Origin of the sequence: Streptomyces roseolus (assembly GCF_014649855.1) — a bacterium.
In the GTDB taxonomy this organism is placed as follows: domain Bacteria; phylum Actinomycetota; class Actinomycetes; order Streptomycetales; family Streptomycetaceae; genus Streptomyces; species Streptomyces roseolus.
Genome location: NZ_BMTV01000007.1, coordinates 140,226 through 158,483, shown reverse-complemented (window position 1 = coordinate 158,483; position 18,258 = coordinate 140,226). Strand labels below are relative to the sequence as shown.

The window sequence follows — 18,258 nt, the reverse complement described above, 5'->3', positions numbered from 1 at the left end:
GAGCGGGCGCGCGGACGCGGAAGGGCCCCCCGCACCCGGCGGGGGTGCGAGGGGCCCTGGTCCTTCGGGCGGTCACGGTCCGTCAGCCCGCGTGGACCACGTCCCGCTCCTCGGCGAAGTGGCACGCCGACTCGTGGGCCGCGGGGGTGTCCTGGCCGCGGAAGCGCTCCGGGATCGCCAGCAGCGGCTGCTCCTCGGCGCACTTGTCCTGGGCCTTCCAGCACCGGGTGCGGAAGCGGCAGCCCGACGGCGGGTTGGCCGGCGAGGGCACGTCACCCGTGAGGATGATGCGGTCGCGGTCGGCACGGGCCTGCGGGTCCGGCACCGGCACGGCGGAGAGCAGCGCCTGGGTGTACGGGTGCGTCGGGTGGTCGTAGATCTCCGCGTCCGTACCGATCTCGGCCATCTTGCCGAGGTACATGACGCCGACGCGGTCCGAGATGTGCCGGACGATCGACAGGTCGTGCGCGATGAAGATGTAGGACAGGTTGAACTCGTCCTGGAGCTTCTCCATCAGGTTGATCACCTGCGCCTGGACGGAGACGTCCAGGGCCGAGACGGGCTCGTCGCAGATGATGATCTCCGGGTTGAGCGCGAGGCCGCGGGCGATGCCGATGCGCTGGCGCTGACCGCCGGAGAACTGGTGCGGGTACCGGTTGATGTACTCCGGGTTCAGACCGACGACGTCGAGCAGGTCCTGCACCTTGCGGCGCCGCTCGCCCTTCGGGGCCACCTCGGGGTGGATGTCGAAGGTCTCGCCGATGATGTCGCCGACCGTCATGCGCGGGTTCAGCGAGGTGTACGGGTCCTGGAACACCATCTGGATGTTGCGGCGCACGGCCTTCAGCGCGCGCCCCGACAGCTTGGTGATGTCCTGGCCCTTGTAGAAGACCTCGCCCGCGGTGGCCCGCTCCAGGTTCATCAGGAGCTTGGCGACCGTGGACTTGCCGCAGCCGGACTCGCCCACGATGCCGAGGGTCTCGCCCTGGTAGAGATCGAAGGAGACCCCGTCCACGGCCTTGACCGCGCCGACCTGCTTCTTGAAGAGGATGCCCTGCGTCAGCGGGAAGTGCTTCTGCAGGTTGCGCACCTGGAGGATGGGCTCCCCCCGCTGGACGGGGACGTCCAGCGCGGCGGCCACGGCCTCGTCGTTCTTGCTGAGCTCAGCCATGGATCGTCTCCTTCCAGAAGTGGCAGGCGCTCTTCCGGCCCGGGAGATCCGCGCCGTCCTGCTCGGTGACCGGCGCCAGGGCCGGGACCTCCGTACGGCAGAGGTCGGTGGCCTTGGGGCAGCGCGGGTTGAAGGCGCAGCCCGTCGGGACCTTGAGCAGGTTCGGCGGCAGGCCCTTGATCGCGTAGAGCTCCTGGCCCTTCTGGTCCAGGCGCGGGATCGAGTCGAGCAGACCGCGGGTGTACGGGTGCGCGGGGCGCGCGTACAGCTCGTGCACGGGCGCCTGCTCGACGATCCGACCGGCGTACATGACGGCGATCTTGTCCGCGACGTCGGCGACGACGCCGAGGTCGTGGGTGATCAGGATCAGACCCATGTTGTACTCGCGCTGGAGCTCCGCCAGGAGGTCCATGACCTGGGCCTGGACCGTCACGTCGAGAGCCGTGGTCGGCTCGTCGGCGATGATCAGGTCGGGCTCCAGGGCGAGCGCCATGGCGATCATGATGCGCTGGCGCATACCGCCGGAGAACATGTGCGGGTAGTCGCCGACCCGCGCCTTGGCGGCGGGAATCTTGACCTTGTCCATCAGCTCGATGGCCTTGAGCTTGGCGTCCTTCTTGGACAGGCCCTGGTGGACGCGGAACATCTCGCCGAGCTGGTAGCCGACGGAGAGGACCGGGTTCAGCGACGAGAGCGCGTCCTGGAAGATCATCGCGATCTTCCGGCCGCGGATCTTGCGGCGCTCCTCGTCGGACATCTTCAGCATGTCCTCGCCGCGGAACAGGATCTCGCCCTGCGGGATCCTGCCGGGCGGCATGTCGAGGATGCCCATGATGGCCTGGGCGGTGACGGACTTGCCGGAGCCGGACTCGCCGAGGACGGCGAGGGTCTCGCCGGCGTCCACCGAGTAGTTGACTCCGTTGACCGCCTTGGCCACACCGTCACGGGTGTGGAACTCGACGTGCAGGTTCTTGACTTCGAGCAGCGGGCCGTTGTGGTGCCCGCTCTCGCGCGGCGCCGGGACGGTCGCGGTCTTGTTGATGGTGCTCACGATTTACGCCCTCCTCAGCGCAGCTTGGGGTCGAGGGCGTTGCGCACCGCATCGCCGAACATGAGGAACGAGAGCACGGTGATCGAGACCATCACCGACGGGACGATCAGGACGTACGGCGCGTTGCGCAGCTGCTCTCGTCCGGTGGACACGTCGCCGCCCCACGACACCGTCGGCTCGGCCAGGCCCACGCCGAGGAACGACAGGGTGGCTTCGGCCGCGATGTAACCGCCGAGGGCGATGGTGGCGACGACGATGATCGGCGCCAGGGCGTTCGGCAGGATGTGCTTCAGCAGGATGCGCGAGGTGGAGGCGCCGAGCGCCTTGGCCGCGACGACGTAGTCCGCCTGCTTGATGGTGATCACCGCGCCGCGGGCGACACGGGCGATCTGGGTCCAGCCGAGGAAGGCGAGGGCCAGGATCACGACCCAGACGGTGCGCTCCTCGAAGGTGGTGAGGACGACGAGCGCGCCGAGCAGGAACGGGATGCCGAAGAAGATGTCGGTGACCCGGGACAGGATGGTGTCCGCCCAGCCGCCGAAGTAGCCGGCGAGCATGCCGACCAGGGTGCCGAGCAGGGTGACCAGGACCGTGACGCCGATGCCGACGGTGAGCGAGGCTCGGGCACCGTAGACGATGCGGGCGTAGATGGACCGGCCCTGACCGTCGTAGCCGAGCCAGTCGGGGGCGAAGAAGTTGCCCCAGTTCGGCGGCTGGAGGTAGTGGTTGGCCAGGTCCGCGTGGCGCGGCGAGGCGCTGGTGAAGAGTCCGGGCGCGAAGGAGATCACCAGCAGCAGCACGATCAGCGCGGCGGAGACCAGGAACATCGGCTGGCGGCGCAGGTCGTGCCAGGCGTCGGACCAGAGGGAGCGCGCCTTCGCGGGCGCGGGACCGGACTCCGGGCCCGGTGCGACGGTCTCGGTGACGGCAGGACCGGGAGCGGTCAGCATCTTTCCGTCAGTCGTGTCAGGCATACCGAATCCTCGGGTCCAGGACCGCGTAGAGCAGGTCGACGAGCAGGCTGGTGAGGAGGTAGACCAGGATGATCAGCGAGGCGATGCCGACGACGGTCGCTCCCTCACGGCGGAACAGCGCCTCGTAGATGGCGCCACCGACACCCTTGACGTTGAAGATGCCCTCGGTCACGATCGCGCCGGTCATCAGGGTGCCGATGTCGGTGCCCAGGAAGGTGACGACCGGGATCATCGAGTTGCGCATCAGGTGGACGCCGACGATCCGGCGGCGCGGCAGGCCCTTGGCCACCGCGGTGCGCATGTAGTCGGCGCGCAGGTTCTCCGCCATCGACGTACGGGTCAGCCGGGCCACGTACGCGAGCGAGAGCGAGCCGAGCACGATGGCCGGCAGCATCATGTCCGTGATCGCCGGGTCCTCCGGCACGGTTGCCGTGGTGAGCTCGAACTGGAAGGCGAAGAGGTACTGCATCAGGAAGCCCAGCACGAAGGAGGGCATGGAGATCAGGACCAGCGTCAGGGTGAGCAGTCCGCGGTCGCGGATGCTGTTCGGACGCAGACCGGCGACGACACCGAGACCGACGCCCACGAGCACCGTGAAGGTGAACGCGAAGATCGTCAGCTGGATCGTGACCGGGAAGGCGGCGGCGATGATGTCGGCGACGGGTCGGCCGCTGACGATCTCGGTACCGAAGTCGCCCTGCAGCAGGTTGCCGAGGTAGCTCGCGTACTGGAGCAGCAGCGGCTTGTCGAGGCCGAGTTCCGCCCGGATGCTGGCGAGTCTTTCGGGGTCGAACGACTGATCACCCATGAGCGCTCTGACGGGGTCGCCGGGCAGCGCGTACATCATGGAGAAGATCAAAAAGGTGGACCCGATGAAGACCGGGATCATCTGGAGCAGTCGTCGTACGACATAGCGCCCCATGGGTGCCTCCGTGAGGGGTTTACAGCAGCGGCGGGGGCCGCCCGGTTCGAGAGGGGGCGGCCCCCGCAGCCTCCCGCCGTCGCCGGTTCAGGCTGTGGCGGGCGATGGCCGAGTAGAGGGGGTGAGTGGCGCGAACCCGTTACTTGGGGGTGACGGCGTTCAGCACGATCTCGCCATGGAAGTCGACGGTCACGTTGGTGACGGCCTTTCCGTGACCGGCGTTGGTGCGGTAGTACCAGAGCGGGATGGCCGGCATCTTCTGCGCCAGCTTCTTCTCCACCTCCTGGTACGCCTTCACCGACTCCTCGATCGAGTTGGCGTTGTCACCCTTGGCCATCAGCTCGTCGATCTCCTTGTCGGAGAAGCGGCCGCTGTTGGACTCCGCCTTGGAGTGGTACAGCTCCTTCAGGAAGTTCACGTTGACCGGGTAGTCGGCGATCCAGCCACCGCGGTACATGCCCTTGACCTGGTTGGCGTCGCGGGCCTCGAGGTCGGTCGGGAAGTCCGGCTTCGGGTCGCCGACGCAGTCGACGCCGGTGGCGTTGCGGATCGACTCGCAGACCGCGGTCACCCACTCCTTGTGGCCGCCGTCGCTGTTGTACTGGATGGTGAACTTGTTGCCGGGGACGCCGCCGCCCTCGGTGATGAGCTGCTTGGCCTTGGCCGGGTTGTACTCGGTGATCTCACCGAGCTCCTGGAAGCCCTTGACCTGCGGCGGGGTGAAGCCCTTCGCCGGGGTACGGGTGTTGTTCAGGACGGTCTTGGTGATCGTGTCGCGGTCGATCGCCATGGACAGACCCTGGACGACCTTCGGGTCGATGTCCTTGAAGGTATCCGAGTACCAGGCCGGGACGAGCGACTGGACGCCGGCGAAGGACACCTCGAGCGCACCCTCGCCGAGGTCCTGCTTGTACTTCGGCAGGTCGGTCGGGCCGACGGTCTTGACGATGTCGAGGTTGCCGGAGAGGAGGTCCTTGTAGGCCGCCTCGACCGTCGTGTAGCTCTTGAACTGGAGGCCCTTGTTCAGGGCACGGTTCGGGCCCTTGTAGTCGTCGAAGGCCTTCATCTGGATGAGCTTCTTGCGGTCCCACTTCTCAAACTGGTAGGGACCGTTGCCGACCGGCTTCAGGCCGAAGGCCTTCGGGTCGTCGTAGAAGACCTTGGGAAGCGGGGCGAAGGTGGTGTAGCCCAGCTTGTAGTTGAAGTACGGGACCTTGGTCTTCAGCTCGATGGTGAAGGAGCTGTCGTCCAGGACCTTCAGACCGGACATGGCCTGGGCCTTCGGCTCACCCTTCTCGGGGTTGAGGTCGTCGTAGCCCTTGATGTCCGAGAACCAGTACGCGTTCTTCTGCTTGTTCTTGGCGTTGGCGTACCAGTTCCACGCGTCGACGTACGACTTGGCCGTCACGGCCTCGCCGTTGTGGAACTTCCAGCCGTCCTTGAGCTTGACGGTCCACAGCTTCGAGTCCTTGGTCTCCACGGACTCGGCGTTGGTGAGGACGATCTCGCCCTTGTCGTCGAACGTCAGCAGCTGCGTGAAGAGCGCACGGATCGCGTAGCCACCGTTGGACTCGTTCGTGTCGGCCGGGATGAGCGGGTTCTGCGGCTCGCCGACGTCGATGGAGACGTAGCCCTCGGGCTTGCCCGCGGCCTTGCTGTCCTTCTTGGTCCCGCCGTCACTGCCGCCACAGGCAGTCGCAGCCAGGGCGACGATGATCGCGCCCGTTACCCACTTGGCGCTCTTGGCACCGCGCATGGGTTTCCTCCTCATGAGTCCACTTGTCACTACGAGAAGGGCACTTCGAGACCTGCCGACACCCCTGACGGCGCTGATCCCCCGGTACCCCGAGTGTGCTCGTGAGTCGGCACTCCCCACAGTGCGTGACCCATTGACCCGAGCTCAATGCAGCCAACTATTAAGTACGTCCGGGCTGTAAACCACACTTAAGTGGTCTCGTTTTGACAACATCACCAAGGCCCCAGATACCGAAATCCGGACAAACTGAGCACAGACAGACACCCGCGAAACGGACCGTTAACACACGTACCGGAGAGCGATGACCGGAATCCGGACACCTCGCCCGGGCAATGCGTTTGACGAAAAAGGCCTGGCCACTCGCACAGTGTGCGAGTGGCCAGGCCCTTCGTGTGAGATGCGGCTCAGCCGTTCTCCGCGCGGCTGCTCCCGGTTGCGGCGCCGGGCGCGGCTCAGGCGTTCTTGGCGCGCGAGGCGGAGCGGGCGCGCTCCTTCTGGTCCAGGACGACCTTGCGGATGCGGACGGCCTCCGGGGTCACCTCGACGCACTCGTCGTCGCGGCAGAACTCCAGGGACTGCTCCAGGGAGAGCTTGCGCGGCGGGACGATCGCCTCGAACGAGTCGGCCGACGAGGACCGCATGTTCGTGAGCTTCTTCTCCTTGGTGATGTTCACGTCCATGTCGTCGGAGCGCGAGTTCTCGCCGACGATCATGCCCTCGTACACCTCGGTGCCGGGGTCGGTGAACAGGACGCCGCGCTCCTGGAGGTTGGTCATCGCGAAGGCGGTGACGGCGCCCGCGCGGTCGGCGACCAGCGAGCCGTTGTTACGGGTCTGGAGCGGGCCGAACCACGGCTCGTGGCCCTCGTGGATCGAGTGGGCGATGCCGGTGCCGCGGGTCTGGGTCAGGAACTCCGTACGGAAGCCGATCAGGCCGCGGGACGGGACGACGAACTCCATGCGGACCCAGCCGGAGCCGTGGTTCGACATGTTGTCCATGCGGCCCTTGCGGACGCCCATGAGCTGCGTGACGGCGCCCATGTGCTCCTCGGGCACGTCGACCGTGAGGCGCTCGACGGGCTCGTGGATCTTGCCGTCGACCTCCTTGGTGACGACCTGCGGCTTGCCGATGGTGAGCTCGAATCCCTCGCGGCGCATCTGCTCGACCAGGATGGCGAGCGCGAGCTCACCGCGGCCCTGGACCTCCCAGGCGTCCGGGCGCTCGGTCTCCAGGACGCGGAGCGAGACGTTGCCGATGAGCTCGCGGTCGAGGCGGTCCTTCACCTGGCGGGCGGTGACCTTGCGGTCCTTGACCGCGGACTTGGCGTCCGCGCCCTTGCCGGTGCCGCCGCGGCCGACGAGCGGCGAGGTGTTCGTGCCGATGGTCATGGAGATGGCCGGCTGGTCGACCGTGATCAGCGGGAGCGCGACCGGGTTCTCCGGGTCGGCCAGGGTCTCGCCGATCATGATGTCGGGGATGCCGGCGACGGCGCAGATGTCACCGGGGCCGGCGACCTCGGCCGGCTTGCGGGTGAGCGCCTCGGTCATCATCAGCTCGGTGATGCGGACGTTGGAGATCGTGCCGTCGCGCTTGATCCACGCGACCGTCTGGCCCTTGCGCAGCTCGCCCTGCTCGACGCGGAGCAGCGCGATGCGGCCGAGGAAGTTGTCGGCGTCGAGGTTGGTGACGTGGGCCTGGAGCGGCGCGTCCTCCTCGTACGACGGGGCCGGGACGTGCTCCAGGATGGTGGAGAAGAAGGGCTCCAGGTTCTCGGAGTCCTGCGGGACCGTGCCGTCCTCGGGCTTGGTCAGCGAGGCGATGCCGTCGCGGCCGCAGGCGTAGACGATCGGGAACTCGATCTGGTCCTCGTCGGCGTCCAGGTCCAGGAAGAGGTCGTAGGTCTCGTTGACGACCTCGTCGATCCGGGAGTCGGGGCGGTCCGTCTTGTTGATGCAGAGGATGACGGGCTTGCGCTGCTGGAGCGCCTTGCGCAGCACGAAGCGGGTCTGCGGGAGCGGGCCCTCGGAGGCGTCCACCAGGAGGACGACGGCGTCGACCATCGACAGACCGCGCTCGACCTCGCCGCCGAAGTCGGCGTGGCCGGGGGTGTCGATGATGTTGATCGTGATCGGGGCCCCGCCGTCCTTGGGGTGGTACTTCACCGCCGTGTTCTTGGCGAGGATCGTGATGCCCTTCTCACGCTCCAGGTCGTTCGAGTCCATCATGCGGTCGTCGAGCTGCTGGTGGGCGGCGAAGGCACCGGCCTGCTTGAGCATGGCGTCGACGATGGTCGTCTTGCCGTGGTCGACGTGGGCGACGATGGCGACGTTACGGATGTCGTGGCGCGTGGGCATGGGTGGCTTGCGCTTCTCTCGGATCGTGGGAATCGGCGTCAGTTCCTCTTACGCCCGCCGGGCGGACGCGCCACGGCTATGTCCTATGGTACGGGGCTGGCGTGCAAGGGGCTTCCCCGGATCGATCCGAGAGGGTCTACTGGGACGTTTCAGGGCGGGTCACAGGGTGTGGGGAAGATCATGCGGTCCGGGTCAAGGGGCCGACGCGATCCTGCCCGCCGGGGCCGCCGGCGGGCAAGGAACTTGAGCTGCTTCAGAGGTTGTGGCCTGCGCTTTCAGTCTTTCGACGGGCTACCCTTGGTCGTTTCGCTCTTCTTGAAACCGATGTCCTGGTACCGGGGGGCGGCGAAGCCCCAGGCGCCGGCGTTCACCACGTCCTGCCGGGCCGCGACCAGCTGGGGGCGCTGGTACAGGGGGATGGATCCGGCCGCGGCCCAGATCCGGGCGTCGGCCTGGCGGATCAGATCGCCCGCCTCCTCCTCGTCGAGGGTGCCGGCCGCCTGGTCGAAGAGCTGGTCGATGCGGTCCGTGCCGACGCGCGAGTAGTTCTGCTCGACCAGCAGGGAGCCGTCCGAGGCGGGCTCGGGCTTGGCGAAGATCGGCCGGGCGTCGGTCGCCGGGTAGGCGGAGGCGGGCCACGAGTAGAGGGCCAGGTCGTAGTCGCCCGAGGCGACGTGGTCCTTGAAGAAGCTCTCGTCGGACACCTTGGTCACCTCGGTGCGGATCCCCACCGCGTCCAGCATCCGGACGATCCGGTCGCCGACCGCCCGCAGCGTCTCCGAGCCGGGGCCCGAGGGCAGGACGAAGCGGAGGCTGAGGGCCTTGCCGTCCTTGCCGAGGGCCTGGGAGGCGGCGGGGACGGCGGCCGGGGCGGCGCTGCCCAGGGGGGCGTAGGCGCCGGCGACGCCCTTGTCCGGCTTGGCGTTCGCGGGCGCGGCCGCCGCCGCGGCGCGGGCGCCGGTGTCGAGTGCCTCGGCGCGGGCGAGGAGGGCGGCGCTCTCGCGGGCGGCGGCGGGGGCCGGGGCGAGGACCCGGGTGCCGGCCTCGGGGCCGCCGGGGCCGATGCGGGGGGCGGCGCGGAGCTCACCGGGCTTGTCGTCGCCGACGATGTAGAGGCCGTCGTCGGAGGCGGTGTCGCTCTGCTCGGCCTTCTTCCCGGAGTCGGCCTCCTCGGCCTTCTTCCCGGTCGTCCCCGCCGCCTTCTTCTCCGCCTCGGCACCGGCCTTGGTGCCGGCCGGCTTCTTCTGGGCGCCGCCCGGGACCCAGCCGGCGTCGGCGAGGAGGGCGCGTGCCTCCTTGGTGTCCTGGTCGCCGAGGGCGTCGCTGCTGTCGGCGTAGGCGGGCTGTCCGGCCAGGGCCAGGTGGCTGCCGGGCGGCTCGGCGGGGAGGCCGAGCGGCTTGAGCACGGATTCGGCGATCTCCCGGCGGTCGATGGCGCGGGCGACCGCGCGGCGGACCCGCTCGTCGGCGAGCGGCCCGGACTCGCCGTTGAGGGAGAGCTGGGTGTAGGCGGGCTCCAGGGACTTGCGGACGACGTAGCCGGCGAGGGTGTCCTGGGCGGCGGCGTAGCGGGCGACGGCCGCCTCGTTCTGGGCGCGGGCGGCCCTGACCTCCGCGGCCAGCTCCTCGTCCTCGCCGTGGGCGAGGGCCCAGGACCTGAGGGCCTTGCCGGGGGTGACGGCGGAGCCGGGGCCGTGCAGCCGGGCGGCCTCGGCGCCGCCGCGGCCCGCGTCGGCGTCCTTGAGGGCGAGGGCGATCCGCTCGGCGGTGGAGCGGTCGATCTCGGCGAGGTCGAGCTTCCCGCCGGCGAGGGCGGCCTCCCGGTCGGCCCGCGGGACGGCGCGCAGGACGAGGCTGTCGAGCTTGGCGGCCGTCCCCCACCAGCGGGGGTTGCGGGTGAGGGTGAGGTCTCCGGTCTTCCGGTCCACCTCGCTCAGGAGAAACGGTCCCGCAGTGGCCTTGAGGGTGGTGCGGGCGCCGTCGTTGAAGGAGTTCGGGGAGCCCATCACCTGCTTCGGGTAGAGCGGGGTGAACAGGGCGCGCCAGTCGGCGTAGGGCTTGGCGAAGGTGACCCGCACCTCCAGGTCGTTCTTGCCCTTCTCGATCTTCTCGATGCGCTCGTAGCCGGCGTTGCGGGCGGTCCAGTAGGCGGTGTCGCGGCCGCTGAGGGCGCGCCACTGGGCGACGAAGTCGGCGGCGCCGATCTCGCGGCCGTCGCTCCACACGGCCTGCTGGTTGAGCTTGTAGAGGACGACCTGGCGGGGCTCGGTCTCGACGACCTCGGCGGTCTCCAGGTAGTCGGGGTTGAGCCGGGGCCGGCCGCGTTCGTCCAGGGTGTGCAGGGCGGGCAGGACGGCGCCGGCGACCCGGCTGGTGGCCGCGTCGGCGTCGGCCTGGAAGGCGTTGAAGGTGGCGGGGAGGGCGTCCACCGCCCAGCGCAGGGTGCCGCCGTCGTCGACGAGGGCGCGCGCGGTGGGCGCGTTGTCCTGGGCGGCGGCGGGGCCGGTACCGGCGTCCTCGTCGGAGCTGCAGCCGGCGAGGACGGTCACGGCGAGCGCCGCGGTGGTGAGGGCGGCGACGGAGCGGAGGGTCCGGGAGCGCGGGCTCCTGGCCGGACCGGGCCATGTCCTTCCCTGGGGGGCACCGACCTGGGACATGCTTTTACCCCTTCGTCCGTTTTTATGCCATTTGGAGATGATCAGACCTATTGGTCATCCCACTGAACGGCACGCGCGGAACGGGGCCCGGCCGACACGGCGACGCCCCCGCCGAACCCACCCGTGCGGCTCAACCCGCCGCGGGGCGGGACCAGCCCTCGCGGTAGGCGGCCCAGTCCTCGGGGCGTTCGGCGAAGTCGACGTAGAGGGCCACGCCGAAGCGTTCGCGCGAGGGGTCGGTGCGGCCCAGACCGAGCCGCACCCCCCGCACCCCCGCCGCCACCGTCTCCGCGTTCTCGTGGTGCCCGAGGTCGTCCTCGTGGAAGAAGGGCAGCCCCATCAGCAGGTCGGTGCTCTCCGGCGTCACCTCCAGGGCCAGCGAGGTCTGCTGGGCGACGTACCCGCCGTACAGGCTCTCCAGCGGCATCCAGGTGTCGTACGACATCACCGCGATCTGGTCGACCCGTCGCGCCACCTCCCCGAAGTACTCCTGCGACCACCACTTGCCCTGGTCGGAGAAGACGCGGAGCGCGGAGTGCGCGCCGGGCAGCGGGTCGATCTGGTGCGCGGCGACGGAGAGCGGCGCCTTCCGGGCCCGGGTCAGGCGTCCCAGGTCGTCGAGGAGCGTCAGGTAGTCGGGGTCGCCGGACTGGAGGGGCTCCAGGTCGAAGTGGACGCCGTCGAAGCCCGCGTCCAGGACCTGCCGGGCGGAGGCCGTGACGGCCGCCCGGGACGCGGGGTCGGAGAGCCGCAGGCCGACCGGCCCGTCATTGGCGAGGATGTCGCCGAGCCAGGCCTGGACGCGGATCCCGGGCAGCACCCGGTGGATCCCGTCGGTCAGCCACCGCGCCCGCGGGTGCCGGGCGGCCGGCAGCGTGCCGTCGTGTTCGAGCGGCCCCGCGTGCACGTACAGGTCCTTGATCCCGGTGCCCTTCAGCCGCTCGGCCAGCGCCAGCAGGTCGGCGTCCTGCTTCCGGCCGTCCACCCACGCGTGCCCGATCCAGTACGCGTCCCTCCCCCGCGTGCGCGCGTCGTCGCGCAGGTCGCCCGCGTAACTGACCCGCAGCGCGAGCGCGCCGAAGAGCGGCGGCACGACGAGGACGAGGACGAGCCCCAAGACCCACCAGCGCCCCTTGCGCCACATCCGTTTCAGTCGTCCGTCCATATGAGCCCCCAGAGCGTCACGGCGATGATCGACTCTCCCGGGGACGCCCCTCCCCCACCGGTCGGTTTCCGGGCGGCCGTCCGGTCGCGGCGGCGCAATACCGCCCATAACCTCCCTCCTGTGACCCGAACAGCCACCCGAGCCCTGCTCGCGATGCTGGTGGCGGCGTGGTGGCTGGTCGCGCCCGCCGCGGCCGGCGCCCGCGCCGACGACCCCGTCGTCCTCCCCTCCGACGGGCAGGTCCTCGACCGGGTGGGCGCGCTGCGCGACCGGCGCCCGGAGGTCGCCGAGGCCCTCGACCGGCTCTACGACGACCGCCGGCTCCAGCTCTTCGTGGTCTACGTCCGGGACTTCTCCGGCCGCTCCGGCCAGGACTGGGCCGACGCCACCGCCGCGCGCAACGGCCTCGGCCTCGACGACGTGCTGCTCGCCGTCGCCACCCACGAACGGCGGTACGGCTACTCGGCCGACCCCGACTCCCGGCTCACCCAGGACCAGCTCGACGACGTGGCCAGGACCGCGATCGAGCCGGCACTGCGGCAGAACGACTGGGCGGGCGCCGCGATCGGCGCGGCGGACGGCTACTCCGCCGTCCTCGCCGGCCGGCCCGTGCCCTCCCCCGAGATCACCCCCGGTCCCGCCGACCCCGGCGGTTCCGGGGCCGGCTCGCCCTCCGGCAGCGATCTGGTCCTCCCGATCGCGCTGGTCGGCGGCGCCGGCGCGGTGGCGGCGTACGCGTACTCCCGCAGGCGCCGGCGGAGCACCACCCGCACCACCCCCGGTGGCGGCGGGCAGGGCTGGGGACAGCCCGCGCCGCCCTCCCTGGAGGAGCTGGACGGCGAGGCGCGGCGGACGCTGGTCGCCACCGACGACGCCGTCCGCACCAGCCAGGAGGAACTCGGCTTCGCCACCGCCCAGTTCGGCGAGGAGGCCACCCGGCCCTTCGAGGAGGCCGTGGCCTTCGCCAAGGACCGGCTGACCGCTTCCTTCCGGCTGCGGCAGAAGCTCGACGACTCCTTCCCCGAGGACGACGCCACCCGGCGCTCCCTGCTCGACGAGATCCTGCGCCGCTGCGCCGAGGCGAATGCCCGGCTCGACGCGGAGACCGAGGACTTCGACCGGCTGCGGGCCCTGGAGCGGACCGCGCCGGAGGCGCTGGCCGAGGTCGAGGCGGCCTTCCGGGAGCAGACCGGCCGGGTCGGCGGCGCCGAGGCCGCCCTCGCGACGATGCGGGAGCGGTACACGGAGTCGGCGGCCGCGCCGGTCGCCGGCGGCGTCGAGCAGGCCAAGGACCGGCTGGTCTTCGCCACCGCCCGCGTCAACCAGGCCCGCCAGGCCGTCGACGACGGCGACAACGGCTCGGCGGCGGTGCACGTGCGGGCCGCCGAGGGCGCGGTCGACCAGGCGGCCCGGCTGATCGAGGCCGTGGACCGGCGGGCGCGGGAGCTGGCCGAGGCGGCCGGCCGGCTGCCGGGCGCGCTCACCGAGACGGACGCCGACCTCGCCGAGGCCCGGGGTCTCCTCGAAGGGGCCGCCGAGGGCGCCTCGACGGGCGATCTGCGGAGCCGGATCGCCCGCGCGGAGGCGGTGGCGGCGGAGGTGCGGCGGGCGGTGGAATCGGGGCGGTACGACCCCCTGGACGCGCTGCGCCGGGTCGAGGAGGCGGACGCGGCCCTGGACGGCGCGCTCGCCGGGGCGCGGGAGCGCGAGTCCGGGGACGCGCGGGCCCGGACGCTCCTGGAGCAGGCGCTGCTGACGGCCCGGGCGGAGCTGGGGGCGGCCTCGGACTACGTCCAGACGCACCGGGGCGCGGTGGGCAGCGAGGCCAGGACCCGGCTCGCGGAGGCCCAGCGGCGCCTGGAGGGGGCGCGGGCGCTGGCGGCGGACGAGCCGCAGGCGGCGCTGGCGGAGGCGCAGCGGGCGGACGCGCTGGCCCGGCGGGCGCAGGAGCTGGCGGAGCAGGACGTGCGCCGGTACGGGAACCCGAACGGCCTGGGCGGAGTGGCGGGGACGGGCGGGAGCGGGGGCGGCGGCCTCGGCGGGGCCGTGCTCGGCGGCATCATCCTCGGCGGCCTGTTCGGCGGTGGTTCCGGCAGAGGGGGCGGAGGCTTCGGCGGCGGAGGCTTCGGCGGCGGGGGCCTCGGCGGCGGGCCGGGCAGTTTCGGCGGCGGCGGCACGCGCGGCCGGCGGGGCGGCGGCGGCCGCTTCTGACTCCCCGTCCGCGCGGCCCCGCCCCGTACGTCTCCTCACGTCCTTCACCCCGTACGACTCTTCAAGGAGCAGCGCATGAGCAGCAAGCAGACCGTCCTCGGCCGGGTCACCCAGCTGGCGAAGGCGAACATCCACGCCCTCCTGGACCAGGCGGAGGATCCGCAGAAGATGCTGGACCAGCTGATCCGCGACTACACGGCGAACATCGCGGAGGCGGAGGAGGCGGTGGCGACGACCATCGGCAACCTGCGGCTGATGGAGCAGGACCACGCGGAGGACGTGGCGGCGGCGGCCGAGTGGGGCGGGAAGGCGCTGGCGGCGAGCCGGAAGGCGGACGAGCTGCGGACCGGCGGGCGGGCGGCGGAGGCGGACCGCTTCGACAACCTCGCCAAGGTGGCGCTGGGCCGGCAGCTCCAGTCGGAGAAGGAGGCGCGGACGGCCGAGCCGACGATCGCCGCGCAGACGGAGGTCGTGGCCAAGCTGACCTCGGGGCTCGACCGGATGAGGGCGAAGCTGTCCGAGCTCCGGGCGAAGCGGGACGAGCTGGTCGCCCGCGCGAAGTCGGCGCAGGCACAGAACACGATGATGGACGCGGTGAAGAGCATCGACGTGCTGGACCCGACGAGCGAGCTGAGCCGCTTCGAGGACAAGGTGCGCCGGGAGGAGGCGCGGGCCCTGGGCAAGCAGGAGCTGGCCGCGTCCTCGCTCGACGCGCAGTTCGAGCAGCTGGACGCGGTGGGCGACGAGGCGGAGATCGCGGCCCGGCTGGCCGCGCTCAAGGCCGCCTGACCGGGGCGTGTCCTCCGGATCCGGCACGATCCGGAAGGCGCGCCCTAGAACATGCTGAGGAGCTGGTCCACGGTGGGTTCCGCCGTGGACCCGCCGTCGGGCAGCGCCAGCTCGAACCAGACGGTCTTGCCGCGCGGGGTGCGGCGCGAGCCCCAGGAGGCGGAGAGCAGGCCGACGAGCTGGAGACCGCGGCCGCCCTCGTCGGTGTCCTTGGCACGGCGGCGGCGCGGCTGGACGAGGCCGGCGTCCCAGACCTCGCAGACCAGGGTGCGGTCGCGCAGCAGCCGGAGCCGTATCTCGCCCTCGCCGTACCGGAGCGCGTTGGTGACGAGCTCGCTGACGAGGAGTTCGACGGTGTCCACGAGCGCGTCGAGTCCCCAGGCGGTGAGCTGGGCGCGGGCGAGTTCCCGGGCGCGGCCGACGGAACGGGGCTCGCGGGGCAGCCGCCAGTCCCCGACCGCCTCGGCGGGCAGTCCCTGGATACGGGCCATCAGGAGGGCGATGTCGTCCTCGCCGTGGCCGGTGTCGAGGGTGCCGAGGACCCGGTCGCAGACGTCCTCCAGGGGGCGGGCCCGGTCGGCGAGGGCCCGCCGGAAGGCGCTGAGGCCCTCCTCCAGGGGGTGGTCGCGGGATTCGACGAGTCCGTCGGTGTAGAGCGCGAGGAGGGAGCCCTCGGGGAGTTCGACCTCGACCTCCTCGAAGGGTTCGCCGCCGACGCCCAGCGGCATCCCCGGGGGCACGTCGAGGAGGACGGCCTCCTCGCCGGGGGTGACGAGGAGGGGCGGCAGGTGACCGGCGCTGGCGAAGGCACAGCGTCTGGTCACCGGGTCGTAGACGGCGTAGACGCAGGTGGCGAGGTAGACCTCGGAGAGTTCGGGGCCGCGGTTCTTGTTCGCCCGGGACTGCTGGGCGCCGATGGGGGCGCCGAGGCCGCGGGCGATCTCGTCGAGGTGGGAGAGGACCTCGGCGGGTTCCAGGTCGAGCTGGGCGAGGGTGCGGACGGCGGTGCGCAGTTCGCCCATGGCGACGGCGGCGCGCAGGCCGCGGCCCATGACGTCGCCGATGACGAGGGCGGTGCGGTGGCCGGGCAGTTCGATGACGTCGAACCAGTCGCCGCCGACCTCGGTGGCGTCGGTGCCGGGGAGGTAGCGGCAGGCGATGTCGAGTCCGGCGGCCTCGGGGTCGCCGGGCGGGAGCAGGCTGCGCTGGAGGATGAGGGCGCGCTCGTGTTCGCGGCGGTAGAGGCGGGCGTTGTCGATGCAGACGGCGGCGCGGGCGGCGAGCTCGACGGCGAGGGCCCGGTCGCGGTCCCCGAAGGGTTCGCTGCCCTTGGCGCGGGAGAACTGCACGAGGCCGACGACGGTGTCGTGGGCGACCATCGGGACGGCGAGGGTGGAGTGGACGAGGTCGCCCTCGCCGCCGGGCACGGTGCGGACCCGGCCGGTGCGCAGGGCTCCGGCGGTGGGCGAGTCGAAGGGGTAGCGGTGGACGGCGCCGACCTCGATGGGGAGGGGCGCGCCGCCGTCGCCGGCCGGTCCGTGGCCCTCGTCGGTCCTGAGGGGGGTGTCGGAGACGGCGGAGGCGAAGGCGACCCGGCGCAGTTCGGCGCTGCCCGCGCCGTAGCCGACGTCGTGGGAGCTGCCCCAGCGGCCGGGCGGGGCCTCTTCGCCGGTGAGGAGTCCCTGGTAGAGGTCGACGGAGGCGAGGTCGCAGAAGCCGGGGACGGCGACGTCGAGGAGTTCGCGGGCGGTGGCCTCCAGGTCGAGGGAGTTCCCTATGCGGGCTCCGGCCTCGTTGAGGAGGGCGAGGTTGCGACGGGCGCTGGCGGCCTCGCGGGCGGCGTTCTGCCGGCGGGTGACGTCGATGCCGAGGCCGGCGACGCCGATCGGACGGCCGGAGCCGCTGTGCACCCGGTAGAGGTTGACGGACCAGTGGCGGCGGATCCGGGCGCCGGGGGCGGCGCCGGTGATGCGGAGGTCGGTGACGGAGTCGCCGGTCTCCAGGACGCGGCGGAGGGCGGCGGTCATCCGGTCGGCCTCGGGCTTGGCGAGGTAGTCGTGGACGCTGCGGCCGCGGTGGTCGTCGGCGTCGCCGCCGAAGACGGACGCGAAGCGCTGGTTGGCGCGCTTGACGGTGAGGTCGGTGCCGAAGAGGAGGAAGCCGAAGGGCGATTGGCCGAAAATGGCCTGGGAGGCGGCGAGGTCGGTCTCGATCCTCCGCAGGGCGCGGACGTCGACGACGATGCAGAGCGCGGCCCGCTCGCCGGTGTCGGTCTCGCTGGGCATCACGTACAGCTCGGCGACGCCGTGCGGCCGGTCCTGTCCGGGGGGCCCGGCCTGGCCGGGGATGCGGAACGGGACGAGGCCGGTCCACTCGCGCCCGTCGAGGACCTCCTTGACCTGCCGGTGACCGCGATCGCGCAGCTCGGCGGGCATGAAGACCTCGACCGGGTCCTTGCCGCGGGCGTCCCGGGCGTCCACGCCGAAGAGGTCCGCCGCCCGGCGGCTCCACTGGTCGACGCGTCCGTCGGGCCCGAGGGAGAAGGAGGCGACCCGGATGTAGTCGTAGATCGAACCGGACGGGCTGCTCTGCCACACGACGCCGCCCGCCGTCTCGGATATCTCGCTCACGCGACCGTCCCCTCCAGCTCACCGCACCGGACCGGCCATGCCCGCAGTATTCAGCACGCGGGCCCCGGCGGCACGACGTCCACGATCACAGGGTGGTCTCGGTCGGCTCGCGACCCGCTCCGGTGATCGTCGTCCCTCTCTCTTTACTCACCAGGGAGAGCCAGCTCGAACCATACGGTTTTCCCGGTGTCGCCCTGCCGGGTCCCCCAGCGTCGTGCGGAGCAGGCGACGAGACCGAGCCCGCGGCCCCCTTCGTCGTCGGGCCCCACGGGCCGTTCGACGGGCGGATCCGGAAGCGGATCGGAGACCTCCACAAGGAGCGCGGAGTGCCGGGGCGGGTCGGTGGCGGCGCCCTCGGCCCGCAGGATCCGCACCCCGATGGGCCCGGAGGCGTACCGCAGGGAATTGGTGACCAGCTCGCTGACCAGCAGGACGGCGGTGTCCCCCACGGCCGCGTCGACCTCCCAGGAGCGGAGCGTCTCGCGTACGGCGTGGCGGGCGCTGCGCACCGCGTCGGCCTCCGCCGGGAAGTTCCACTCGGCGCGGGCGCCGTCGGTGTCGATCACACGCGATCACTT

12 protein-coding genes are annotated in these 18,258 nt (G+C 71.5%); 2 read left to right on the top strand and 10 right to left on the bottom strand.

Annotated features, from left to right (window positions below; all coding sequences use genetic code 11):
* Positions 1-82: 82 nt before the first annotated feature.
* From IE245_RS10595 to IE245_RS10560, 8 genes are all read right to left on the bottom strand, one after another.
* A complete protein-coding gene (locus IE245_RS10595) occupies positions 83-1,171 on the bottom strand; it encodes an ABC transporter ATP-binding protein (protein WP_189946537.1) in 1,089 nt (362 codons plus the stop codon).
* The gene (locus IE245_RS10590; protein ID WP_189946536.1) at positions 1,164-2,222 is read right to left on the bottom strand and encodes an ABC transporter ATP-binding protein; all 1,059 of its coding nucleotides are present in this window, start codon (positions 2,220-2,222) and stop codon (positions 1,164-1,166) included. The genes IE245_RS10595 and IE245_RS10590 overlap by 8 nt, the downstream gene beginning before the upstream one ends.
* A gap of 14 nt (positions 2,223-2,236) precedes the next feature.
* On the bottom strand, positions 2,237-3,196 hold the full coding sequence (locus IE245_RS10585) for an ABC transporter permease (RefSeq protein WP_189946535.1): 960 nt from the start codon (positions 3,194-3,196) through the stop codon (positions 2,237-2,239).
* Positions 3,189-4,118 (bottom strand): ABC transporter permease, encoded by a 930-nt coding sequence (locus tag IE245_RS10580; protein ID WP_189946534.1) that lies wholly within the window; start codon positions 4,116-4,118, stop codon positions 3,189-3,191. Before IE245_RS10580 ends, IE245_RS10585 begins: the two co-directional genes overlap by 8 nt.
* A gap of 139 nt (positions 4,119-4,257) precedes the next feature.
* Entirely contained in the window at positions 4,258-5,874 is a 1,617-nt protein-coding gene (locus IE245_RS10575; protein ID WP_189946533.1) for a peptide ABC transporter substrate-binding protein, read from the bottom strand.
* 452 nt (positions 5,875-6,326) lie between these two features.
* Positions 6,327-8,228 (bottom strand): translational GTPase TypA, encoded by a 1,902-nt coding sequence (gene typA / locus IE245_RS10570; protein ID WP_189946532.1) that lies wholly within the window; start codon positions 8,226-8,228, stop codon positions 6,327-6,329.
* 275 nt (positions 8,229-8,503) lie between these two features.
* On the bottom strand, positions 8,504-10,885 hold the full coding sequence (locus IE245_RS10565; RefSeq protein WP_189946531.1) for an ABC transporter family substrate-binding protein: 2,382 nt from the start codon (positions 10,883-10,885) through the stop codon (positions 8,504-8,506).
* A 130-nt stretch (positions 10,886-11,015) separates the two neighbouring features.
* On the bottom strand, positions 11,016-12,158 hold the full coding sequence (locus IE245_RS10560) for a glycoside hydrolase family 18 protein (RefSeq protein ID WP_373305303.1): 1,143 nt from the start codon (positions 12,156-12,158) through the stop codon (positions 11,016-11,018).
* Positions 12,159-12,203: 45 nt separating this feature from the next.
* Here IE245_RS10560 and IE245_RS10555 point away from each other — a divergent pair, with 45 nt between their 5' ends.
* Together IE245_RS10555 and IE245_RS10550 are read left to right on the top strand one after the other, a co-directional pair.
* A complete protein-coding gene (locus IE245_RS10555; RefSeq protein WP_189946669.1) occupies positions 12,204-14,261 on the top strand; it encodes a TPM domain-containing protein in 2,058 nt (685 codons plus the stop codon).
* A gap of 75 nt (positions 14,262-14,336) precedes the next feature.
* Positions 14,337-15,050 carry a PspA/IM30 family protein gene (locus tag IE245_RS10550; RefSeq protein ID WP_189946530.1) on the top strand — a complete coding sequence of 238 codons (714 nt, stop codon included), beginning with the start codon at positions 14,337-14,339 and terminating at the stop codon, positions 15,048-15,050.
* A gap of 44 nt (positions 15,051-15,094) precedes the next feature.
* On the opposite strand, the gene IE245_RS10545 is transcribed toward IE245_RS10550, so the two are convergent.
* Together IE245_RS10545 and IE245_RS10540 are read right to left on the bottom strand one after the other, a co-directional pair.
* Positions 15,095-17,680: a SpoIIE family protein phosphatase gene (locus IE245_RS10545; RefSeq protein ID WP_189946529.1), complete on the bottom strand. Its 2,586-nt coding sequence runs from the start codon at positions 17,678-17,680 to the stop codon at positions 15,095-15,097.
* Between the two features lie 143 nt (positions 17,681-17,823).
* Positions 17,824-18,246, bottom strand: a complete 423-nt coding sequence (locus tag IE245_RS10540) for an ATP-binding protein (protein WP_189946528.1) — start codon at positions 18,244-18,246, stop codon at positions 17,824-17,826.
* Positions 18,247-18,258: the final 12 nt, after the last annotated feature.